Origin of the sequence: Acaryochloris thomasi RCC1774, assembly GCF_003231495.1 — a bacterium.
In the GTDB taxonomy this organism is placed as follows: Bacteria; Cyanobacteriota; Cyanobacteriia; order Thermosynechococcales; family Thermosynechococcaceae; genus RCC1774.
The window spans coordinates 412,353-435,602 of record NZ_PQWO01000001.1; the positions used below are offsets into that span (position 1 = coordinate 412,353).

Annotated in this window: 20 protein-coding genes and 1 pseudogene; 9 read left to right on the forward strand and 12 right to left on the reverse strand. The window is 51.1% G+C overall.

Translation table 11 applies throughout. From position 1 onward, the window contains the following. The first annotated feature begins 1 nt into the window (after window position 1). Window positions 2-1,009, forward strand: a complete 1,008-nt coding sequence (locus C1752_RS02005; RefSeq protein ID WP_110984366.1) for an NAD-dependent epimerase — start codon at window positions 2-4, stop codon at window positions 1,007-1,009. A gap of 30 nt (window positions 1,010-1,039) precedes the next feature. Here C1752_RS02005 and C1752_RS02010 read toward each other — a convergent pair whose 3' ends face one another. Both C1752_RS02010 and ggt read right to left on the reverse strand, forming a co-directional pair. Then, the gene (locus tag C1752_RS02010; protein WP_233501256.1) at window positions 1,040-2,626 is read right to left on the reverse strand and encodes a glycosyltransferase family 39 protein; all 1,587 of its coding nucleotides are present in this window, start codon (window positions 2,624-2,626) and stop codon (window positions 1,040-1,042) included. A 108-nt stretch (window positions 2,627-2,734) separates the two neighbouring features. Next, window positions 2,735-4,519: a gamma-glutamyltransferase gene (gene ggt / locus C1752_RS02015; RefSeq protein ID WP_199464248.1), complete on the reverse strand. Its 1,785-nt coding sequence runs from the start codon at window positions 4,517-4,519 to the stop codon at window positions 2,735-2,737. Between the two features lie 384 nt (window positions 4,520-4,903). Here ggt and C1752_RS02020 point away from each other — a divergent pair, with 384 nt between their 5' ends. Next, window positions 4,904-5,125, forward strand: a complete 222-nt coding sequence (locus C1752_RS02020; protein WP_110984369.1) for a hypothetical protein — start codon at window positions 4,904-4,906, stop codon at window positions 5,123-5,125. 58 nt (window positions 5,126-5,183) lie between these two features. On the opposite strand, the gene C1752_RS02025 is transcribed toward C1752_RS02020, so the two are convergent. The 3 genes and pseudogenes from C1752_RS02025 to C1752_RS02030 all read right to left on the reverse strand — a co-directional run bounded on the left by C1752_RS02025 (window position 5,184) and on the right by C1752_RS02030 (window position 11,195). Further along, on the reverse strand, window positions 5,184-6,179 hold the full coding sequence (locus C1752_RS02025; protein ID WP_233501258.1) for a hypothetical protein: 996 nt from the start codon (window positions 6,177-6,179) through the stop codon (window positions 5,184-5,186). A gap of 147 nt (window positions 6,180-6,326) precedes the next feature. After that, window positions 6,327-6,701 (reverse strand): annotated as a pseudogene (locus tag C1752_RS30445) (VanZ family protein); the annotation flags it as partial. A 168-nt stretch (window positions 6,702-6,869) separates the two neighbouring features. Then, window positions 6,870-11,195, reverse strand: coding sequence for a cobaltochelatase subunit CobN (locus tag C1752_RS02030; RefSeq protein WP_110984371.1), 4,326 nt, complete (start codon window positions 11,193-11,195; stop codon window positions 6,870-6,872). Window positions 11,196-11,382: 187 nt separating this feature from the next. Here C1752_RS02030 and C1752_RS02035 point away from each other — a divergent pair, with 187 nt between their 5' ends. Beyond that, on the forward strand, window positions 11,383-13,557 hold the full coding sequence (locus C1752_RS02035; protein WP_110984372.1) for a hybrid sensor histidine kinase/response regulator: 2,175 nt from the start codon (window positions 11,383-11,385) through the stop codon (window positions 13,555-13,557). Here the strand turns inward: C1752_RS02035 and C1752_RS02040 are convergent. Continuing rightward, window positions 13,554-13,880: a hypothetical protein gene (locus C1752_RS02040; RefSeq protein WP_110984373.1), complete on the reverse strand. Its 327-nt coding sequence runs from the start codon at window positions 13,878-13,880 to the stop codon at window positions 13,554-13,556. The two genes, C1752_RS02035 and C1752_RS02040, sit on opposite strands and share 4 nt — an antisense overlap. Before the next feature lie 248 nt (window positions 13,881-14,128). Between C1752_RS02040 and C1752_RS02045 the strand changes: the two genes are divergently transcribed. The 3 genes from C1752_RS02045 to C1752_RS02055 all read left to right on the forward strand — a co-directional run bounded on the left by C1752_RS02045 (window position 14,129) and on the right by C1752_RS02055 (window position 16,591). Next, window positions 14,129-14,941 (forward strand): mechanosensitive ion channel family protein, encoded by an 813-nt coding sequence (locus tag C1752_RS02045; protein WP_110984374.1) that lies wholly within the window; start codon window positions 14,129-14,131, stop codon window positions 14,939-14,941. Beyond that, window positions 14,941-15,765 carry a Tab2/Atab2 family RNA-binding protein gene (locus C1752_RS02050; RefSeq protein WP_110984375.1) on the forward strand — a complete coding sequence of 275 codons (825 nt, stop codon included), beginning with the start codon at window positions 14,941-14,943 and terminating at the stop codon, window positions 15,763-15,765. The genes C1752_RS02045 and C1752_RS02050 overlap by 1 nt, the downstream gene beginning before the upstream one ends. Before the next feature lie 184 nt (window positions 15,766-15,949). Then, on the forward strand, window positions 15,950-16,591 hold the full coding sequence (locus C1752_RS02055) for a CAP domain-containing protein (protein WP_146242255.1): 642 nt from the start codon (window positions 15,950-15,952) through the stop codon (window positions 16,589-16,591). Here C1752_RS02055 and C1752_RS02060 read toward each other — a convergent pair. Continuing rightward, on the reverse strand, window positions 16,566-16,964 hold the full coding sequence (locus C1752_RS02060; RefSeq protein WP_110984377.1) for a hypothetical protein: 399 nt from the start codon (window positions 16,962-16,964) through the stop codon (window positions 16,566-16,568). The genes C1752_RS02055 and C1752_RS02060 overlap by 26 nt on opposite strands. A 349-nt stretch (window positions 16,965-17,313) precedes the next feature. Between C1752_RS02060 and C1752_RS02065 the strand changes: the two genes are divergently transcribed. Next, on the forward strand, window positions 17,314-17,754 hold the full coding sequence (locus C1752_RS02065) for a thiol-disulfide oxidoreductase DCC family protein (RefSeq protein WP_110984378.1): 441 nt from the start codon (window positions 17,314-17,316) through the stop codon (window positions 17,752-17,754). Between the two features lie 124 nt (window positions 17,755-17,878). Next, window positions 17,879-18,166: a hypothetical protein gene (locus C1752_RS02075; protein ID WP_110984380.1), complete on the forward strand. Its 288-nt coding sequence runs from the start codon at window positions 17,879-17,881 to the stop codon at window positions 18,164-18,166. Here C1752_RS02075 and C1752_RS02080 read toward each other — a convergent pair. The 4 genes from C1752_RS02080 to C1752_RS02095 form a co-directional block, all read right to left on the reverse strand. Next, entirely contained in the window at window positions 18,163-19,011 is an 849-nt protein-coding gene (locus C1752_RS02080; protein WP_110984381.1) for a pentapeptide repeat-containing protein, read from the reverse strand. The genes C1752_RS02075 and C1752_RS02080 overlap by 4 nt on opposite strands. A gap of 6 nt (window positions 19,012-19,017) precedes the next feature. Further along, window positions 19,018-19,659 (reverse strand): beta-carboxysome protein CcmP, encoded by a 642-nt coding sequence (gene ccmP / locus C1752_RS02085; protein ID WP_110984382.1) that lies wholly within the window; start codon window positions 19,657-19,659, stop codon window positions 19,018-19,020. Between the two features lie 136 nt (window positions 19,660-19,795). Then, window positions 19,796-20,251 (reverse strand): HugZ family pyridoxamine 5'-phosphate oxidase, encoded by a 456-nt coding sequence (locus tag C1752_RS02090; RefSeq protein ID WP_110984383.1) that lies wholly within the window; start codon window positions 20,249-20,251, stop codon window positions 19,796-19,798. 135 nt (window positions 20,252-20,386) lie between these two features. Continuing rightward, on the reverse strand, window positions 20,387-20,920 hold the full coding sequence (locus tag C1752_RS02095; protein WP_110984384.1) for a hypothetical protein: 534 nt from the start codon (window positions 20,918-20,920) through the stop codon (window positions 20,387-20,389). 357 nt (window positions 20,921-21,277) lie between these two features. Here C1752_RS02095 and C1752_RS02100 point away from each other — a divergent pair, with 357 nt between their 5' ends. After that, window positions 21,278-22,570, forward strand: coding sequence for an AAA family ATPase (locus C1752_RS02100; RefSeq protein WP_110984385.1), 1,293 nt, complete (start codon window positions 21,278-21,280; stop codon window positions 22,568-22,570). Between the two features lie 7 nt (window positions 22,571-22,577). Here the strand turns inward: C1752_RS02100 and C1752_RS02105 are convergent, their stop codons facing one another. Beyond that, window positions 22,578-23,156, reverse strand: coding sequence for a Uma2 family endonuclease (locus C1752_RS02105; RefSeq protein WP_110984386.1), 579 nt, complete (start codon window positions 23,154-23,156; stop codon window positions 22,578-22,580). Window positions 23,157-23,250: the final 94 nt, after the last annotated feature.

Sequence of the window (23,250 nt, forward strand, 5' to 3'; positions counted from 1 at the left end):
CATGCGTGTCTTAGTAACGGGTGCTGCTGGTTTCATTGGCTTCCATCTGGCCCAACGACTGCTGCTAGATGGTGTAGAGGTCGTCGGCGTTGATAATCTCAACGACTATTATGATGTCCGACTGAAGAAAGCCCGCTTAGAGCAGATTACCTCGCATCCTCAGTTTACGTTTGGATACCTTGACGTTAGCGATCGCAAGTCAACGGCCCGACTTTTTGCAGATCAAACCTTCGATGGTGTCGTCCATCTTGCGGCTCAGGCTGGGGTTCGCTATTCGATCGACAATCCTGATGCCTATGTCGATAGCAATCTGGTCGGCTTCATGAATGTGTTAGAGGGCTGCCGTCACAGTCACATCAACCATCTTGTCTTTGCCTCCTCTAGCTCGGTCTACGGCACCAACCGCAAGGTTCCATTTTCGACAGCAGACAATGTAGACCACCCCATTTCGCTCTATGCGGCCACCAAGAAAGCGAATGAGCTGATGGCCCATTCCTATAGTCATCTCTACGGCCTACCGGTGACGGGGCTGCGCTTTTTTACGGTCTATGGTCCCTGGGGCCGGCCCGATATGGCCTACTTTAAGTTTGTAGATGCGATCGCATCTAATCGCCCCATCGATGTCTACAATCACGGCCAGATGCAGCGCGACTTTACCTACATTGACGACGTGATCGAAGGAGTGGTGCGCGTTCTCAATCGTCCGCCTCAGATGGACTCCAGCCACGCCCCCTACAAAATCTATAACATCGGCAACCACAGCCCCGTCAGCCTCATGCACTTCATTGAAGTGATCGAAGCCAAGCTGGGTAAAACCGCTCAGAAAAACTGGCTCCCGATGCAGCCCGGAGACGTTCACGCCACCTTCGCTGACATTACAGAGCTGAGCCGAGACGTAGGCTTTGCGCCTCAAACCCCTCTTGAGGAAGGGATGGAACAGTTTGTGCAGTGGTATCACACCTACGCTGCAGCACAAGCAACGTCTGCAGTGCCCATCATCCCGAGATAGAGCCATGTCGGTCGGGATGTCTTTAGAGATTCACTCGACTTTTGTCTGGGCCTTAGGGGCCAACGCAGGAGCTGACTGAACCTGGAGCGTGCTGAGCTGTACTCCAGGTTGCTGAACTTGCTCAAGGGTGAACTGTTGCTCCCGAAACACATCGTGGAACGAATCGTGGGGACCAAAGACAAAGATAGAGCCTTGCTCAGGAATGCTCGGAAAATGAGATGGAACAGCCAGTTGAAATCGCACAGTATCGTTGAGACGATCGCTCATGGAGAGCAGCAATCCCAGACGATTTCCAGCTAGATCGCTCATGAGCAGTGGACGCTCTTGCTGATTAAGAAAGTTTGCAGTAGCAATCGTTTCAGGCGCGAACCACTTCGTCCACCAAGTTGGCGATTTTAGAATCAGCAGGCAAGACACCAGACCTAGGCCAAATAGGCCCATCAACAGACTTTTGCCCAGCAAGCGTTGTCGAGAGTGAGGGTGCTTAAGCCAGTGTGCAAGGCAAAATGATACGGCGATTTGCAACCCGATCAATGTTGGAACAAAATAGCGACTATTGCTGGAACGCTGTCCTCCTAGCAGCAAGTCCGGCACAATCAATGCGATCAGGGTGACCCCAATGAGCAACAGAACAAAGAGCCATGCTCGAGGTGGACTGTGGCGCACAAGGACCACTAGCGCAGTACCTAAGAACGTGAGCGCACAAGCGAGACGAATAAAGATCCGTAGGTCGGTCATGTCGAGTCCCAAATCGACGAAGGGGCTACTAATATGAAGTCCCCAGAAGATAGCGAGACTCAGTAGCGGTTCATCCACATTGAGCCAATTGGTTTGGGCATGAACAATATCAAGCTGGGTTGCAAACGTCACGATCCAGGGAATATAGGCGACTCCCGCCGTGGCCATCACCAGCAGCATCACTTTTGTCCTCCGAGTCCAACGTCCCCCTTCTCGGATCAAGACGTATAGCCCTTGGCTCAAGGTGGGCAGTACCGCAAACAAAGAGGTGTAAAGCCCCATAATAATGGTGAGTGTATAAAGTCCCCAATCTTTGGGCTGGTTCCAGCGTAAAGCCCGTAGCAAAGATGCTGAAGACATCACAACGGTAAAGGTCCAGAGGCTATATTCTCGAGCTTCTTGGGCGTAGAGCAGATGGAATGGAGAAACGGCTAGCAGCGCGATCGCAACAGTCCCAACGGTTGTGTCGCCAAACAATTCCCAACACAGCCAGTAAAGAGCTGGAAATATCAACAGGCTCAAAACTGCCGATAAACTGCGCACTGCTGCTGTAGAATCGCCAACCCACTGCATCCAGAATCGCACTAAGAAATAGTAAAGCGGGGGATGCTCTGGATGGCGCAGGAGAGCATTCGTCGCATCCTGTAAACCCTTAGTGGCGTCGAATTGTCGATACGCCATTAGCTCAGCCGGTTGCACAATTCTGCCATCAGATAGATCTGAGACAACTTCGCTGGGACTGTGCCCCGTCGCTCGGATAGAAGTAAACACTTCATCGTGCCAGTAGACCTTATGGCCCAGGGCACTGAAGCGAAGGCAGACTCCCAGCAGCAATGCGATAATCAGCCACCGCACCCGGTCGATTCTCTTCAGAAGCACCTCCTACTGACTCATGCTTGAGGTAATCATAATCCGAATGCTGACTTTGGTTGCCAGATGCCTTAGTCGAACGAGTACAGAGCAACTTGAGCCTCTAGAAACATCTTTTTAGTAAGCTAAAGCCTTACCGGCAGGGCGACGATGGTCATGGATTCCCTGCAAACCTGATGCTTTATTCCCCGCTGTCTCAGCAGCTCCCCAAGGTGGAAAGGGCACAACACGATACCCCATTTCCCAAAGGTCTTGAATCGTGCGGGACTCAAGGGCGTAAGGCTCAGCAAACACAAAGTTAGGTCGCCCTTGATAGTGCACCTTGGGCGCATTGACGGCATCGGCCAAGTCCATCTTGAAATCAATATAGTTTGTGATCGTTTGCAGCACTGTCGTCGGGATTGTCGAGCCGCCCGGACTACCGGTGACGAATTTGAGCTGATTGTTCTTTAGAACCATCGTGGGAGACATCGAGCTTAGCGGCTGTTTACCCGGCTGAATCTGATTGGGCAGACCCTGCACGAGACCAAAGCTATTGGGGGTACCGGGCTTAAGTGTGAAGTCATCCATCTCATTGTTGAGAAAGAAACCTGTCCCATTGGGGATAACGCCAGCCCCAAAGTAAGAGTTAATCGTGTAAGTCACAGCCACAGCATTGCCCCAAGAGTCAATGACAGAGTAGTGGGTTGTATGGGTCCCTTCCGTTGCCGCAGTGATACCTTCATAGAGAGAAGCCGGAGGGACGGCACGCTGCTCAGGGATTTTCGCTCTCAAAGCTGCAGCATAGTCTTTGCTAAGCAGGCGCTCGACGGGACTGTTATGGAATCTAGGATCGCCGAGGTGGGTGTTGCGGTCGGCAAAGGCAAACAGCATTGCAGAAAGCATTGGATGAAGAGTCTGACTTGTCTTGGGGCCAGATGTATCGAATTCATAGCCCTCCACAATATTCAGCATCTGACAAAGGGTGATGCCTCCACCCGGCAGCGGTGCTGTCACGATGTCATAGGAGCGATACCGACACTGCAGGGGCGGGTTCTCCGTCACTTCGTATTCCTGCAAATCTTTGAGCGTCAACAGTCCCCCCTGTTGTTGGCTGGCGTTAACGAGCTGTTGCGCAATGGGGCCGCGATAGAATGCGGCTTCGCCCTCGGTTGAGATTTTCTGCAGGGTTTGACTCAGATCTTTTTGAACCAGGCGATTGCCCATTCGATACCTTCGACCCTTAACATCCATAAAAATGTCAGCAGCCTGATGATCTCGCTTGATTTTTGGAATCCCCTTATTCAAGATGTCGACATCACCCTGTGAGAGAACAAACCCCTGTTTAGCTAACGAAATAGCGGGGGCCAAGATCCTTTGACGCGGCCAGGTTCCATATCTCTCTCGGGCCGCTTCTAGGCCCTTTACTGTTCCCGGAACGCCAACTGCCAAGTAGCCCTTTGTGCTCAGACCGTCACGGACTTTGCCCTTAGGGTCAAGATACATATCGGGGGTCGCGGCTAGCGGTGCCCGCTCTCTAAAGTTGATGAAGGTCTGCCGCCCATCGGCAAGGCGAATGAGCATAAACCCGCCGCCCCCCAAATTGCCGCAGCAGGGATGGGTGACCGCCAGAGCATAGCCTACGGCAACTGCTGCATCTATAGCATTCCCGCCCTGCTGCAGGACCTGCAGCCCGACTTCTGATGCCTCTGCTTGGGCTGTCACAACGACGCCTTTTTGCCCTGTTACTGTCTCCTTTTGGATCTTCTGGCTTTGGCAAGCATTGAAGAAATGCTGGCGACAGTTCCACTGATCGGTCAGTTGATGAAGGTAGGTCAGCGGATGATATAGGCTGCCGGAGAGCAGAATGTCAGCTCCGATGATCATGAGGACGAGTGTGGGCGTTGCGATCGCAACCCTCAATAGTATGTTTCGTTTCAGAGCCTCTCTCCTCTCAGGTCGGTGCAGTATTAACCTCTGCAAGCTCTCTGCAGATTTAAGCCTACTAAAAGTAGATATTTGTGAAGATCGACCACCGGTTTACAACTAGAGCAAGATGCATTTTACGCTTTAATTTGTCATACAGCATAGCCGTTCAGAGTTTGATCTACAGACCTTTTCGGCAATGCTATAACAAGCGATCAGAGATATGAATACAGAGGATTTTGGCTGAGAAGTTAACCGTTCTCTCACGGTTGGCAGCAGCTCCCTGACTGTATTGATGCTTTAATAGCACATCTGATGAACTCAAGTCTTCAGAATAAGGGAATACTGTCTTAGGCGTCTCATTCCAGGATAATCACCATTATGATTGACCCTGATTACCCACACATTGTTCTTGCTTTTGATCACAAAGGCTGGAGAGTTGAAGTTGAGCAAAGCGAACTAAAGGGCTGTACGACGTATTCCGTTTGGGTGAACTACGACCTAGGATGTGCAGTAGCCGTGCCCTACGCATCATCTCGGCAAGAGGCGATTAGACTGGCTAAACGATGGATTGATGACCGGCAAGCACAAAATAAGTCATGAGACTTAACGCTTGTTCTTGTTGATATTTCTAAAGAAAAAGAGACTTAAGCGCTGCGGCTTATCGCTTCTTTCTGAGTCTAGAGAACACATTAATTGCAATGATGATTATAACCATCATCAAAAGACTGAGTCTTAAATTATCTTGATTAGAACGCTGCCATTCATTGCCCATAAAAGCATACTGCAGCGCTACTGGAGGCAGAATGAAGCCGATACTGGCCAGCAAAAACGTCTGAATATTTTTTTTGCAAAGAACGGTAAAAACCCCCAAGATTGCAGCGAGTGGCGCGAAAAATGTAAAGTAATATAGATATCTATAGAGCCTAATATTTGAAGAGTCAATATCAGAAAACCATAGGTTTTGGAGCTTGGACATCACAAAGATAGGCGTCAGTTCAAATGATCGCCGTCTTCTAGCGCTATCAACATAAATCTGAATCAGTTCACCTGTATAGGTAATCACAACCTGATGGGGCAGAGTATCAACAAAAACTCTCGGAAATCTGACCTGAGGGTCAACATAGTTACCATTCTCAGTAAACAGCATGTGCAGGCGAAAGACTAAGCTCTTGTTCTCTTGCCCGAGCATAAAGTTCCAGTCTGAAGTGTCCTTTGCCAGTGAGACTAAACGAGCGGGGCCATCTTGCTCTAAGCTACGGGCCTGAAACTTTACCCCGAAAGAAAACTGGTTCTCTTGCTTTAGTTTTTTAATCAGACGCGTGGCGGGTTGAGCTGTCTGCAGCCACGAATCCGAGCGAGAGAATGAGCCCAGCGCCGTTTGATCACCTGATGTGGGTCCTTGCCAAATCAGATCGGACAGATTTCCTGACTGATCTTTGCCACTTCCTTGATCCCCCAACTGATAAAACGCAACAAGATGATCTTGCTGCAGAAGATTGGGGGACTGTCCATCAAGGATAGCTTTGGTTTCCTTGAACTTGAGTGCATAATCTGTAACCCAAAGTTCTGCGATCGATCCTAGCCAGGGCCGCTCTCCTGTCTGTTCGTTTCCTAACGTGATCGGGAATTTCTGCTTCCAGTTTGTAATCGACATTTTCTTCAAGCCATAGGCTGAAAATGATAGGGCCAACAGCGTATAAATAATAAATGCGATCGCAAGGCTTTTAACTGAAAGATTTCTTTTAAATAAAACGATAATTTTATCTATAAATCGGGTGCCCACTTTTTGAAAGCAGAGTACTCCTAACAGACCTCCCAACGTATTGATGAAGATATCAGTAAAGGAAGATGTTCTCTCTGGAAGAAATAGTTGCAAACATTCAACAGATGTAGACAGGCCACCACATAGAAATAGTGAAGAGAGCAGAGACCTATATTTTTTGTGACCTGCATTGATAATGCCTGCCCAGCCAAATCCCAGAGGTAAGAATAGAAGGAGATTGCCCGCTATATCTTTGAGGCCAATCTCATAGCTAAAATTTTTAAATATTTCTGTGGCTGTTTGAGAATCAGAAAAAGAGAATGAGAAAGGGAATAAAGTGCAGACTGCAATGACGAAAATGCTAATAACAACCAGCCCTTGAGGCCAGCTATTTGTGTTCTTTACTGTTCCCATACTGTTCTGATTTAGAACGATTGCCGAAGCCTACATTATAGTCACTCATTCTGAGTAGCCAGCATCAGGGTATTGAACGCTCAGTGGGTTAGAATCTCGTTTTTCGGCTGCATTGTAGAGGAGATAGATTGATATCTCTGCTTATCGAGCATTCTAATGTTGATCGCTCTAAAGCGTTTTTGCCTCGATCTCGCCCTCTGCTTGGTGAACAAGCGATCGCAACCTCTCCACCATCGTTTCGTCAGCATCCCAAAGCCCGCGCTGGTGGGCCTCTAGCAGTCGCTCCGACATATCCCGCAGTGACCAGGGATTCTTTCGTTGTATAAAATCTTGGACTTCAGGATCGAGTAAATAGGCTTCCGCAACGCCTCGATACATATGATCAGCGACGCAGTGGGTGGTGGCGTCATAGGCAAATAGATAGTCTACAGTTGCCGCCATTTCAAAAGCGCCTTTATAGCCGTGGCGCATCGCACCTTTAATCCATTTAGGATTGATCACGCGGGAGCGATAAACGCGAGCAAGTTCTTCTTCTAGCTTCCGCACTTTGGGGTTCGCAGGAATGGCGTTGTCACCGAAGTACACCTCAGGGTTTTGTCCCTGGATAGATCGCACTGCGGCGGTGAGTCCTCCCTGAAACTGGTAGTAATCATCGGAGTCGAGCAGATCGTGTTCACGGTTATCTTGGTTATGCAACACAATCTGGAGCTGCCCTAAGCGCTGGCGAAAAGCTTCTGGGGCTGAGTGTTCGGCGGCGATATCGGTTGATGGGTTGGGTTGCGTCAGATCTTCGTTGGGTTGGGCGGTGTAGGCGTAGCTGCTCCAGTTGATGTAGGCACGGGCAAGATCTTCGTCGTCCTGCCAGTTTTGAGATTCGATCAGTCCCTGCAGGCCCGCGCCGTAGGCTCCGGGTTTAGAGCCAAAGATTCTGAAACGCGATCGCAACTCCGCCTCTTCCTCTGAGAGTCCCTGTTCTCGCCAGTCTGATGCTTCTTTGTGAGCCTGTGCCGCTAACGGATTTTGATCGGCAGGCTCCTGTAGATTCGCTACCGCATTCACGGCCCGATCGAAGAGATCAATCAAGTTAGGAAAAGCATCTCGAAAGAACCCCGAAATCCTGAGCGTCACATCTATGCGGGGACGCCCCAAAATTGTCAGCGGAATGATCTCAAAATCAATCACCCGTCGCGAGGCCCCTTCCCACATTGGCTGAACGCCCAGTAAAGCAAGGGCTTCGGCCATGTCATCTCCGCCGGTTCGCATGGTAGCAGTGCCCCACATTGATAGGCCCAAGGTGCGGGGATAGTCGCCCTGTTCTTGGCAGTAGCGTTCGATTAGCGTCTCAGCCGCTTTGCGGCCAACATCCCAGGCGCTTTCGGTGGGAAGGGACCGAATATCAACGGAGTAGAAGTTTCGGCCTGTGGGCAGGACATCGGGTCGGCCTCGGGTGGGTGCGCCGGAGGCACCGCTGGGGACGTACTGGCCGTCTAAGCCGCGCAGGAGGTTGGTTATTTCTTGGGGCGTTTTTTGTAGGTTGGGAAGGAGAGTGTTCTGAATCCAGATGAGTTCGGATTGGGTGATGGATGATGGGGGATGGGGAAGGGGCAATGGAGGTTTGTCTTGTCTATGCCTTGCCTGAGTAGTTTCGTTGGGTGCTGCGTTGCCCCCCCGGCCCCCCAATTCTGGGGGGAGAGTCTCGATGGCTGTATTGCTTTCCTTTAGGGGGTTAGGGCTGATAGATTCTTTAGATGTTTTTAAGACTTGTGTGTCTACCGTTATGTGTGTGGTCGCGCCGAGCAGCTTCTCAACGAGGGTCGTTGCCTCTTGTTCTAGAATTGTGATCGCATCTCCAACAATGAGCGAAATTTTAGCAACGCCTTGCACTACGTCTCTGTCCTCTCGCGTCTCAAGTTCCCCAGATTGAGAAGGGAACACCCCTATCTCTCGCTGCTCTCCCCCCAGAATTGGGGGGCCGGGGGGGCCAGCGCAAAACGCAATGCTCTGATCAACACCATCTTGCAAACAGGCTCGCTGCTGATCCGTTAGTCGTTCAGCAGGATCAGCCGTCAGTGGGTCTAAATCTAGATTCCAGTCTTGAGCAATAGCTCGTGTAATCCCCACATGGCCAGGGCTAGGATGGCGGGCCAAGGCAACAATCAGATCCCGAAGCTGTTCACCTTCAGGACATTGACCAAATATGTGGAGGCCGTCTCTGATCTGCGCTTCTTTGAGTTCACACAGGTAGCCATCAGCAGTACTCAAAAAGTTATCGAGAATCTGATCAGCTTTATCTTTAGGATTCGGGGCATCAATACCGAGATCTTGATGGAGGTTTTCCTGCTTGATGAGGGTGACGATGCGATCGCAAATCACGCCCACCCGCGAAGGATCCAAACTCTGTGCCTCGTAATACTCATCAATCAGCGCCTCAAGCTGCAGCAGTGGACCGTACAGCTCGGCCCGAGTCAGCGGCGGCGTCAAATGATCAAGAATCACCGCCTGGGCACGACGCTTGGCCTGAGAGCCTTCCCCCGGATCGTTAACGATAAACGGATACAGATGGGGCATGGGACCGAGGGCAACCTCGGGGTAGCAGGACTCGGATAGAGCCACGCTTTTACCCGGCAGCCATTCGAGATTGCCGTGCTTGCCAACGTGAATGATGGCGTGGGCGTTGAAGTGATGCCGTAGCCAAAAGTAAAAAGCGAGATAGGCGTGGGTGGGTTCTAGGTCGGGGGCGTGGTAGTTGAGGCTGGGGTCTAAATCGTAACCACGAGACGGCTGGATGCCGATAAAGGTTTGACCAAGTTGAAGACCTGCGATCGCAAATCCATCCACTTCTATATATTGATCTGGACTGCCCCAGCGGTCGTGTATTTGCTGCTGCACTATTTCCGGCAGTTCAGCAAAATATTGCCGGTAGTCGGCCAGGGAAAGATATTGATAGCGAACGCGCAGATCTTGAGCTTCTGGGTCATTGGTGATGCCCGTTGTCAGCCGCTCAATGAGCTGATCGCCATCAGTCGGGATATCCTTTAGGTCATAACCCTCTGCGGCCATCGCCTTAAGAATCTCAATGCAGCTTGCAGGGGTGTCAAGACCCACACCATTGGCGAGCCTGCCGTCTCGGTTGGGGTAGTTGGCAAGGATGAGCGCAATCTTGCGCTCTGCGGCTGGCGTGCGCCGGAGTTTGATCCAATTGGCTGCCAGTTGGGTGACGAAGTGGATGCGATCGCAAACCGGTCGATAGCTAATCACATCGGTTTCTAAAGCTGCGTGTCGAGCCTGCACCGCCTTGAACGAAATCGTGCGGCTGATAATGCGCCCATCCACCTCAGGGAGCGCCACATTCATCGCCATATCACGGGGTGAGAGACCTCTAAGCTGCGCCCGCCAGTTTTCTTCAGTGCCGCCACTACAGATGGCCTGCAGCACTGGCACATTGAGCTGCTCCCAAAGCTGTAGATTCAGCGTCTCTGCCGATAGCTTAGCCAGTGAGAAGCTAGTGGTATTGATCAGTAAATCAATGCCGTCCGCCTGCAGAATGTCTAATAGCTCCGCTTGGTTCTCTGCTGCCTGTAAGGACTGTACAAACACCGGCACGGAGTCTAGCCCCTGCTCACTCAGGGCACTGCAAAGCGCGTCAATCACATCGGTGTTGCCCGCCAGATAATGAGCGCGATAAAACAGAATGCCGACTTTGGCGTTGCGAACGGGTTTGGGAGCCGTTTCAGCAAGGCGTTTGTGTTGTGCCTCAAAGGTCTCATCAAACCGCAGGGAACGCTGAGCCTCAGCAGAGGAGCTTGAAGGTACGGACAGGTCGTCCACCGGATTGAACTGAACCTTCGGCTCTCTCCCCCCAGAATTGGGGGGCCGGGGGGGCGAATGCAGCGCTACCGCATCTTTCTCAGATATTTCCCCAGATAACTCATGGTCTACAGCCTGCCAAGGGTAGCGCGCAACCCGAGCAATCGATTGAGGCAGTGGCGGTTCAACCTCGCACTCTAAATAGGAATGCGATAAAAACTGAAGGGCCGCAATGCTGTTCTTGATCCCACCTTCGGTGAAATACCGCCAGAGCTGATTCACCTGTGCCAGCGGAACGGTAGACTGGCTCATCAAATCAGGATCAGGGCGATCATCTCCTGGCAAGACGAGCAGAGCAGCCTCGGTTTTAGCCACCGTTTCTTGAACCACCTCCAAGCCATAGGACCAGTAGGAGCGTCCCCCCAGCAGCCGCAGCACAATCACCTGTGCCTTGCTCAAGACATCTTCCGCGTAGGTGTCAATGGTGAGCTGTTGCTGAAGCTGTAAGAGGTTAGCAACCCGCAGCTCAGGAGCATCATCGGGGAGCTGCGTAATCGCTTTTGCCAAAACTTGAATATCGGTATCGGCGGCGGTGAGAATGACCACAGGAGCAGGAGTTTGCTCAATAAAGATCACTCCTTCAGCCCCTGCTTCCCAACCGCCGGGCATAGCCGCCAGACGATGCATGGTATTTTCCTGATTGATTTTGGATCTGAGTTGCTGCCGTATCTTAATTCGTTCTTGTCCACTCATGCACGAATCCCAGAGCGCACTTTGTTAAGTGATTCGCACAAGCTTTAAAGAATCTAGAAGTGCGGTCATTCTGTTCATCTGTAGGGTAGAACAGATCTACATGCCTCACTAAAGCGACCTAATGTTTGATCAACAACTGTCGTGCGTGACCTTCGAGCGCATTCAAGCAGTATTGGCAGAGATGACCACGTCTCTGCTTGATCCCTATGCCTTGGTGACGGATGCTGATGTGATCACGCCAGGGACTGCTCGCTTCTCGGTCCTGGTCTCTTTAGGCTTCAGTGCGCTGCTCAAGGGCACTGCTGTTGCGGACGGCTATCAGACGCAATTGATTGTAAAACCGGTTGCGATCGCAACCTTTCTCAAAACCCTTCCCCCTCAGCCCAACGTCGAACGACTATTGACGCTGCAGAACCGTCGCGCCAACCGGGCCAAGCTTCAAAGTCAGTTCTCGACCCGCGTTCTGCAGACCCTAGTGACAGACTTAAATCCCTCTCCAGGCACAGCCACCTGTCAACCGATGGTAGACGCCGCACTCCATCAGCAGTTGGCCCAAGAACGTCTATTACGTCAAGTAACGAGTCAGATTCGGCAGGGTTTAGAGCTATCGATCATCCTTCAAACTGCAGTGGAACAGGTGCGCACCTTTCTGCAAGCCGATCGGCTGACGATTTATCAATTCGTAGATATTGATCCGGCTGTTGCAGGGATCGGCGGCATTGAGAGTACTCCTACCGTCACCTATGAAGCCTTAGCCACTGAGCAAATTTCCTCTGTTCTGAGTACCAATGACGAATATTGCTGGGATAACGCCAGCACCTGCCGCACGAAGTATTGTCAGGGACAAACTATCGCCATTGAAGACGTCGAAACCCACTACACGGATAACTGTTTGCTGGAGTATCTCCGAGATCTTGAGATCCGAGCGAAATTGATTACTCCCATTGTTGTGAAGTCTCAGGTCTGGGGGCTACTCATTGCCCATCAATGCTCTGGGCCGCGCCACTGGCAAGACCATGAAAAGGTTTTACTGAGACGGATCAGCGACAATCTCGAAATTGCCATCTACCAAGCCCGGCTCTATCGGCAGCTCCAGCAGCAAAAGCACACCCTCGAAGAGCAGGTCACCCAGCGCACACAAGAGCTCCAGCGAGCCTTCGTTGAGCTACAGGCCGCTAACCAAGCCAAAGGCGAATTCGTGGCCACCATGAGCCACGAACTCCGAACCCCTCTGACCTGCGTCATTGGCATGTCTGCGACTTTGCTTCGCTGGTCCTTAGGTCCATTATCAGACAAGCAAAAAAGCTACATTCAGCGCATTCATGACAGCGGCGAACAGCTCCTAGAACTCATCAACGACATCCTCGACTTCTCCCATGCTGAATCCGGGAAAGCGACCCTCGAACTCAGCGAGTTCTCGCTGGCCTCACTCACGCAGCAAAGTCTGCATATGGTGCGAGCAGAGGCCCAAACCCATGAAGTCCATCTCAGTGTAGAGGTAGAGGTCGCACCAGAACTTGATCGGTTCACGGCAGACTCTCGCCGTATCAAGCAGGTTCTATTTGTGCTGCTCGACAACGCCATCAAATTTACGCCTTCTGGTGGAGAGGTCAGCCTCAGAGTTTGGGTTGAATCTCAAACCGCCGTTTTTCAGGTCGAAGATACGGGCACCGGCATCCCCATCGATCAGCAGTCCCAGCTGTTTCAGACCTTTCATCAGCTTGATCCGGCCTACAATCGCACCCATGAAGGAGCAGGCCTAGGCCTAGCAATGGCAAAGAAGTTTATCGACCTCCATCGCGGCTGGATTGAAGTGAGTTCTGTCGAAGGTAAAGGCTCGGTTTTTACCGTTGAGCTACCTAACCAAAAGCTACAGCCGCCCCCAGAAGCAGAAGCAGTCGTGAACTCCATTGCCTCCAGTGGCCGCATTATCTTGGTTGAAGACGACGAAGATACTGCAAACCTGATGTGCGATATGCTGACCGCTGCAGGCTATCAGGTGATCTGGACCGTAGAAGTCTCAACTGCAATCGAGCAGGCTCGCCTTCTGCAGCCCGAAGTTGTCATTATTGATATCGACCAGCCCGTTCAGAATCGTCTGGAGATGATTCGTCAATTGCGGAAACGTTTGAACACAGACCAGCCTATTAAAATTCTCGTCATGGTCGCTGCGGAGCATGATGCATTGGGGACTGCCGCCGCTCACGTAGACGCCTATCTCAGTAAGCCTGTTGATCCACAGTACTTAGTGCATCGTATTGATCGGTTGCTGCAGCCTACCAATGCCCTTGTTTAAGGTGTCTTCTGCGGCGGATCGGCGGCTTCTAAATACTTGAGAAACGCCTGCAGCCGCATTCTCGGAATGTAGGGCCAGCCACCTTCGGACTCCATCTCGCGCAGCAGCCGATGCAGCGCCTGCCGGTTGCCGGGGAGTGATTCTTGAAATAAGCCATCGCGAATCTCTCGATGCAGTAGCTCTAGAGACCGGAGTAGGGCTAAAAGCTCTTCCATATTGCCGCTGGCTTTCTGGGCCTGGGCGTTGACGAGGTCAGCAATGTGCTGTATTTCTGGCGTTTCGTTAGGGGACAAGGCAGAAGAGCTGAAGTCACGACTAGTCATGGGTAATGCATAGCACGGATACGGGCTTTATGATCAGATTTTAGTTAACTGTGGGGTGTCTTGGCCCTGAGCTTTGGCATCTTAACGTATCTCTATCATGAGAGTTAAATAGCTATAAAAAAGCTTAAGGTGCCCAAGATTCTGGCAAATGTAATCAATTATGGGGCTACCGACCGCTCAATACGATCTGGCATAGCCAGCTTTAAAAGAGATGACCTTAATATTTTTGCCAGTAATGGAGAGTAATCATGGATATTAATCTTCTGTTGACGAATGCCAGCTCCATTGTCGTTGCTGTGGGTCTGCAGCTCGTTGGAGCAATTCTGCTCTGGATTGTGGGCCGATGGCTGATTAAATTTGGCATGAGCCTGCTGACCCGCGCCTTTAAAAGAAGCAATATTGACGCCACGCTCTTGGTTTATATCAAGTCAACCTTGGGTGTGCTGCTCAATATTGTCTTAATCGTTGCCATCCTCGGATTTTTAGGGATTGAGACTTCTTCCTTTGCAGCGCTACTGGCGGCGGCAGGCATCGCGATTGGTGCTGCCTGGAGTGGTTTGCTCGCTCACTTCGCGGCTGGCGCATTTCTAATTATCTTTCGCCCTTTCCAGGTGGGTGACTTTATCACTGCTGCAGGTGTCACAGGTACGGTGGACGAGATCGGTCTATTTGTGACCAGCATCAACACAATGGATAATGTGAAGACGATTATCGGCAATAATGCCATTTTCGCCGACACGATTCAGAACTTCACCGCCAACCCCCATCGCCGGGTAGAGCTAGTTGCCCAGCTGGATAACACCGTTGATCCGAAGGTTGCGATTGCTGCCCTGCAGCAGCGCCTCAGCCAGATTCCTAACGTGTTGACGGAGCCTGTGCCAGAGGTGGATATTCTAGAATTCACGCTGGCGGGTCCAGTTTTATCGGTGCGCCCGTACTGCCATAACGATCACTATTGGCAGGTGTACTTCGATACGAACAAGGTCATTAGTGAAGCCGGAAGTGCTGCGGGTTTCCCTGCGCCGACGCAGCACTATGCCATTCACACTCAGGCCGCTTAGTGCCCTGGCAGGTTGACTGCTACCGGCGTCCGCTTCAAGATGATGCGGGTCAGCCGCTCTGGGAGCTGGTCATCTGCGATCCGCAGGACGCCAGCTGTCAGGTTTCTGTTTTCTGTCCCCAGGCAGAGGTGACGGCGGACTGGCTGCAGCGCCAGTTAGAAAGAGTGATCAGTGAAACGGGTGGAAAGCCGGAGCGGCTGCAGGTCTTTCGGCCTGCGTCCCTCAATCTGGTGGAGGCTGCGGGGCAAGCGCTGGCGGTACCTGTGGAGGCCACGCGACGGACCTTGGCTCTTAAGTCAGAATTACAGGTTCGAGCACGTCAATATAGCCAGATGCCGGGTTATACGGGCGAATCCTATGATCCGCTGTTGATTGAACGACCGCCGCCTCAGCCGCTCCCAGAGGATCTATTGGGAGAGCAGTGGCGGTTTGTGGCGCTGTCAGCTTCTGATCTCGAAGAGGTGCTGGTGCAGCGCCCTATGCCCATTCAAGAGATATCGCAGGAGCTGTTGCCTAGCCAGCAGGGACTGGCAGAGTCAGCTCTCATTCCAGGACTCGTGATTGATAGCGGACGGAGATCGATGCAGCTAGCGCGATGGCTGCGGGAGCAGCAGCCCGTGTTCTTGCAGGCTCAGGCTACGGGTGTGGTGCTGGAAGTGGGGATTTGCGATCGCAAAGTCCTCTTCACCTACGATGATCCAGGCATGGCGGCTGCGGCCCAGCTCTTTACCCAACGTCAGCAAGAGAGCCAAGGCATCCATTTTTTACTCGTGCAGCCAGATAACTCCGGTGTCACCTACACGGGCCTGTGGCTGCTGCTGTAGCCTCAGGGAAAATTCACAGGCCTGCCCCTGGCTCATACCGTTTAAATCCTGGTTTTCGCCCTTCATACGCTGAGAAATTACCAAAATGTTGAATTTTGAGCTGTGAGTGCCCACCCTAAGTCAGGGGGAGCAGCGAAGAACAGGTCCCGGTTGGGACATCTTTTGCTGGGGGGATTTACAACTCATGACAACTCAACAGAGATCATCGCGGCAAGCGGTGGTCACAAATCAAGCTGCAGACAAACAGCGATCCAATTTTTTTACACATGCTCTGCTGATTCTCAGTAGCCTACTAGTGAGCTGCGTTGGCATTGCGGCAGAGGCGCAGGCCTTACCCGTGCGACAGGCTTATCAACAATCCCAGACGCCGAATCTATCACCGCAATCAGTAGAGATGCTGCAGGTTGAAGCCGAAATTTGGCATCGAATTAATCAGCACCGCCAGCGCCACGGTCTCTCACCGCTGCGGGTCAACGAGCAACTCACCCAAGCGGCGCGCGCCTACAGCAAGCAAATGGCTGACTATAACTTCTACAGTCACACAGGTGTACGTGGCGACACACCCCGACAGCGGGTTGAAGCACAGGGCGTCAGTGCACAGCTTGTGGGAGAAAATCTTTTCCAGTTCCCTCAACGGGGTAATCCGGTAACGGTGGCCGTGCAGGGCTGGATGGGGAGTGCGGGACATCGCCGCAATATCCTAATGTCGCAAATGGCTGAAACAGGGATTGGCATTTGGAAGCAAAATGGAACCTACTACGTGACCCAGCTTTTAGTTCAGCCTAGGGCAACGACTGTGACTACACCGGATCGTCCTTTAAACTAATACGCCAGAATCCTTCTAGGGGCCTGGGACGCGGGGGCTGTAGATTGTTGTCATTATTGTCGGTTACCCCGATGCTGAATAGCCCCCCAATGGTCAAGAAGCCCCGGTGCCAGCCGTCAATATGATCGGGGTTGGTAATGACAGGCTGATTGAGGCGAATCGTTTGTCGCCCGCCGTTGACAAAATACATCGTCGCCCGCCGCTTCTTAAACCGAACTTGAATATCAAACAGCCCGCCTGTTTCGTAGGAATAAGCCGTGGCCTCGAAGGTCTCACCGTCTATATTTTGGCCCTGATATTCGGCGGCCAGCACAGGCGACGGGCTAGCAATCAGTGCTGCTGATATCCATGCGGCTGTCCACTTTCCTTTCATCTGACGGCTCCTTTTACCCCTAGAGTCTTGTTATCTATCCTAGCGAGAATTAGTCAGAGTGGCGGAAGTGCTGAGAGGGTATGGGCGATAACGGGTGATCAAGCTCGAGACCTGTATTGACTTGCAAGCCACAGGTTTACCCCTTGGTTACGGTTTGAATATTGGAGCAGCAGTTTAAAGGATTTTGAGATGATGAGCTAATGCAAGCCATTAATGATAAGCACTAATACCAAACGGCAGTCATTCTGAATATCGTTAGACTAGAGACGCTATCTTCTAGTTTATTTCTGGTGATTGCCTTTATGTCGTGGCTCCCAGCTCATCTAACCACCTGATTCATTCAAGCGTTATGGAAAGTACGAAAACAAGGCCCGGTGCAAAGGTGCCCTATTGCGGAGACCGACCTATCGTATTCTTCGATGGGGAATGCATGATGTGCAATGCCTTTGTGAATCAACTGCTCCAAATTGATACCACAGGTAAGGTGTTGATTGCGGCGCTCCAGGGTGAGACGGCTCAGCGCTATCTGCCACCATTACCCGAAAATCGGGAAGAATGGTCCTTCTTCTACTTGGACCAAGCGGGGTTTTCTGATCAGTCAGATGCCTTTGTGCGGCTTTGCGATCGCATCGGCGGCGTCTGGGCTATTCTGAGCGCAATTCGGATTATCCCAGCTCCGATTCGGAATACAGTCTATCGATTCATTGCCCGCAATCGGTATCGATGGTTTGGTCAGCGCTCTACCTGTCGCATCCCTACTCAGGAAGAGCAACAGCGTTTTTTACCCTGAAATTTCTACCCTCCTCACTTGGAGTTATAGCCATTGAACCTGACTTAATCCGTTTCCCTTCCCTTGATCCTGAGATTTTAGGGAATAAGGTCTATAACTTCATTGAACGATGCGAAGCGCAATCATGAACCTTGATGAACTGCCAGGGTCGGAATTGATATTGCCTGGACTGGAAGATCTTCATAATGGCAATTCCAATACGATGGGGGCATTGTTGGTTGCGATCGCATCCACCCGCCTAACCAACACAGGGTTAAACTTTCCCAAAGCCCATCTAATGCCAGAACCTGAACTCACCTTGTACAACCATCTCCAGCGCGAACGGGAAGATGCCTCTCCCCATTACAATGCTTTGCTCGATAGCCTTAACAACTTTTGTAATGCCCTGGAACTGAGTCGCACGCGCAGTTAGCTTAGGTAAGAGCCCAATTCAAGACCATCGGTCAAGTCGGTGTATTTGAGCTGCGCTAGGTTCAAGTCAGTCTCGCTAAACTGGGCTTGGGAGAGATGCGATCGCAAACAGTTCACCCCCCGCAGACTCGCCCTCTGTAGCTGCGTATTCTGCAAGATCGCTTTACTCAAAATGGCCCAGGAGAAATCAGCTTCTGTACAGTCTGCATCTGTCAAATTGGCTTCTAACAGATTCGCTTGGCAGAGCCTAGCGCCCTTTAGATTGGCCTGCTGCAGGTTGGCCCCGATCATGCTGGCTCCGTTAAGGATCGCCTGGGCGAGATTGATGCGATCGCAACTTGCCCCATTCAACTGGGCTTCGGTTAGTATTGCCCTCTCTAGATCTGCCTGCCGTAGCTGTGTTCGACACAGCAGCGCCGAGCGCAGGTCTGCATCTTGGAGTTGCGATCTCGTCAAATTAGCATCACTGAGATCCGCCTCCCGGAACAAACTGATGGTTGCTTCTACCTCTGTCAGATCCGCCTGCCTGAGATCAGCACCACATAGGTTCGCATCCTGGAGCTGAGCCGCCATTAACGAAGCCTTATATAATCGAGCCTCAATCAAATCGGCTGACAAAAGATTGGCCTCCCGAAGGTTGGCCTCTTCAAAATTGACGCCCTGGAGATAAGTCTCCTGTAAATCTGCGCTGCTGAGATTGGCATATCTCAAGTCAGCCCCAATGAGATGAATCCCTTTCAAATTGGCATAGGCAAGATCGGGTTTCAGGCCAGGGTGCTCTGAGCGCCAGCGGTTCCAAGCTGCAGCACCCTGCTTCAGAATGTCAATATGTTCAGGATTCGCCATGCTCCCCTATTCTTTTCCCCGACTATTCGGATACTCTCGACCCGTGATGCTTTCCATCGCCGCCAGAACCCCCTGTGCAGCCGCCTTAATATCGCGTTCCGCGCCGCCAAGATAGAGACGTCCGAAGCTGCCCACCGCATTCACCTGCAAAATATTGATCAGCGCCGACTTCTCAGCTTCATTCGCAGCCAAAGCGGCATAGGCAGCGGGCTGCACCTCCATCACATAAAGCGTTTGACCGGCCATAATCATTTGGCCGCGACGGGTTCGGTTGATGAGTTGACACTGGTGAGCATCAATATTGCGGATGATCTGACTAGAGACAACCTGGGGTTTGAGACGGTCCTCTCGGCGTGCCCCCAGCATATCTAGCATGGCGCGTCCAGCCGCGTTCACCTCGGCTTGCTGGCTAGCATGAACTTCAAGCAGCCCATACAGGCGCTCAACCATTTGGATGCCGGGTCGCACCACCGCCGCTTTGAGAGCGACATCCATCAGCCGATTGATTTCTACACCGGGCGAAATCTCGATCCAAAGAGAAGTGTCACCGGGTATGGGTAGAAAACCTAGCGAGACTGTTCCCATGTAGGCGGCATGTTGAGACTGGAGACTGTCGAGATAAACATAGCTACGTAGTTCAACACCCAAGGGTTTGCGCTCCTATGATCGATGAGAAGGAGGCGAGGCTATGCCTAAACTCCAAGTGTGGCAGATCCAGCTTACTGCCACTCATGCACCAAATCATAGAAATAGGCTTGATTCTAAGTCACCGTATATGGAGAGGCTATAGCTGTTCCGGTTCCACCCAGAAGATTTTGCCGAACCCACCAATGTAGCGAATCCGAACCGGCTCAATCTCATAGAGCTGAAATCCGTGGGTGTTCTGATAGCCCTCCGATTCAGGAAAGTCCTGGAAGTACTTTTGATATTTAGCTTCATCTCTAGCAAAGTCCAAAGGCACTGCTCGCCCGAGAATACTGGCTCGCCCATGCTTTTGAGGATCTTGGGTTCCACCCTGCACATTTTCTAAGATCGTGATCGAAACTCGACTGTCGTTGGCTATATTCTTTGTGTGTTGAGCTAAATTGCTAATAAAAATGAGTGGGTGATATCTGTCTGTCAGGCTGTAGGGGGTGACTGAGCCGAAAGGGAATCCTTCCACTGCGACCGAGTATGTGGAAAGAACGCCAAAGTTTTGCTGCTCAATCAGCTTCTTGACTGCGTTGGCTTCTGAGGACATAGGATCAATTACTTGCTACTGTCGTTGTCCACCATATGATGGCTTGTTTCAAGGCTCTATGCCGTCTAATCGATAAAGCTACACCGCATTTGCCGATGTCATGGATCTTCAAAAGGTACAGGGGCTTCTCTGAACTTACACGCCCCAAGTCGGATCTGGACACCGCATGCCTTCTGGCTGAATGGCTTCTAGATTCTTGGTTTTACGATTAGCTCTCCAGGCATGACTAAACTGAGTAATCCACTGAGACGACGGTTGCTCACTAGAACTGTCAATCAATGCAAAGAGTTCTAAATCCTGTCTACTGTTGAGTTCACAACCTACTAACAGAGAAACATCACTGGCCGTTTCAACCGCGTCAAATACTTGTCTAGTTTGCTGACTATTGTTGCGAGAAAGTATCTGTTCAAATAGCCAAATTTTTCGATTACCCTGCTTGAAAATTGAGACTGAATAGGGTTGTTCGGCTAGAGCATCGCCGACCAAGAATCCACCTTCGTTCGTGAGGCCCTCTGGTAGGCCAATGAAAACGGCAGTGCGAATGTCTTGTCCTACTTCATGGATTTGTTTGTACTGAATACCTACAAGAGAGGCTACGGGCTGAGCGAGACCTGGCGAGGCTGAAGTGAGAAGTAGCGTTATCCAGCAAGCTGTGTTCAAGGTTCGCATAGCTCAAGACTTGAAAGACTAACCTCACTCTAGATCATCATTTGTGGCTTGAGACTTCAGGATTACAGCTATAGCCAAGAGTTTTGAGGTATTCATCAATCGGAAGCTGCTAAGTAGAGTACATGAAACATCAAGCCTGCTGCCGTTTTTAATCCCCTTTGGTATTGCTCAAGACAAGCCGCTCAATTAGCTAAATTTTGGATTCGACCAATTATGTAAATTGCAGGCCAGACTGAGAGTGGAGTGCTAGTCAAAGCCGAAATCCAGATGGATGATAATTGTATCTGTCTACCGACGTCACTGTAGGATGTAACCGTCGAGGCTCAAGACCATCACCCCAATAGTGCCTTCATCTTCATGAGCTACTACATTTCTCCACGTTTTCTCGACAAACTGGCGGTCCACATCACCAAAAATTTCATGAATCTGCCAGGGGTGAAGGTTCCGCTCATTCTTGGGGTTCATGGTCGTAAAGGAGAAGGAAAATCTTTTCAATGCGAGCTAGTTTTTGAAAAGATGGGGATTATTCCCGTTCGCATGTCTGCTGGAGAGTTAGAAAGCCCTGATGCAGGTGATCCGGTGCGCTTGATTCGGATGCGCTATCGAGAGGCGGCAGAGCTAATTCGGGTGCGGGGCAAGATGTGTGTCCTGCTCATCAATGATTTAGATGCTGGGGCAGGCCGCGTGGACCGGATGACGCAGTACACGGTCAATACGCAGTTGGTGAACGGTACGCTAATGAATATTGCCGATAATCCAACAGATGTGCAGCTTCCGGGTAGCTATGAGACGGAGCCAATCCATCGAGTACCGATTATTGCGACAGGTAATGATTTCTCAACGTTGTATGCGCCGTTAGTCCGCGATGGCCGGATGGAGAAGTTTTACTGGCAGCCTAGCCATGAAGATCGCATTGGCGTGGTGGCGGGTATTTTTGCCCCTGATCGGCTCTCGGCGACTGATGTTGAGCGATTAGTAGAAACTTTCCCGAGGCAGTCCTTGGATTTTTTTGGGGCGTTGCGATCGCAACTCTATAACAACCAAGTCCGCGAGTTCATCAACAAAGTTGGCCTAGGCCAAGTCTCAACCCATCTCGTCAACAACCCGGGTCAGCGACTCCAGTTCGATCAAACCAAAGTGGGCTTGACTCACCTGATCGAAATTGGGCAACATCTACAACAAGAACAAACCCAGCTTCAAGAAACCCGCCTTGCCGGAGAATATTTTGCCGGGGCCAAATCCTCTAAATCGGGGCGTTCTAGAAATCTACAGCCCAAGCCCAAGCCATCCGTACCGCTAACTCAAGCTCCAGAGCCAGTACGCACTGAATCCAGCTATGTCAGCGACAGCAACGGTACTTTCCCACAAGACGACTGGCCGGAGAAAGTCGCTGTCGCCAAAATTGAGCAGCTCCTGCAGCGAGCGATTCTGCAAGGCGGACGGCTAACGTTAGAGGTCGCTCGTCCCCGCGAAAAATCTAACAACGTCTGGCGCACCTGGCCGTGGCCCCAGCCGCCTAAAAATGCCACCCATGCCTTAGCAGGGATTAAAACCTGCTTGCAAGAGCATCCCAACAGCTTTATTCGACTGATCGGCTACAACCCTCAAACACAAACTCGGCTACTCGAAGAGTTAATCGTGCGGCCTTAGAAATCCCTTAATGTTTGACAAAACTGAGCCAACCAAATAACTCACCTATTGTTAGCGGCCAGTCACCCAAGCGTGAGAGTACTGGCAAAATATCAGACTGATCTTCTAGGGCAATGGGTTGTTGATTGGGTTGGAAGATAATCACTGTTTTTTCTGCAGGATCAATCAGCCACCCTAGCTGAGTACCGTTGTTGAGGCAAAACAGAATATTATTAATCACTCGTGTAGGACGCTGATCTGGTGACAGAATTCCAATGGTCCAGTCAGGATAAATCGGAAACACATTCTCGACTTCTCCAGCTGCGCCTACTGGAATCCTGCTCCATTCAAAGACTGTAATATCTGGAACAATAGAGCGTCCATCGAAGGTACAGCGTAATTCTGTAAAGGCATGAGCAATGCGTTTCGGAACAGCCACCTGATTAATGGCAGAGGTGAAGACGGTTTGAATCAGACTATGTTTTCCCTGAGGCATAGTTTTTTGATAAATTCGACCGTCAAAAAACTCGCTAGCAGGTTTAGTCTCTGGCAACTTCAAGAACTCTTCCAGCGATAAGGTTGATGATGCCGGGGGTGATATCGTCATGCAGCGTTCCTCCTCAAACCATCCTAACGGACCCAGGATTTATAGTTTTCGCTGCTGCTCGTCCGTATGTATTGGGCAATCGCTAACGTAGAGC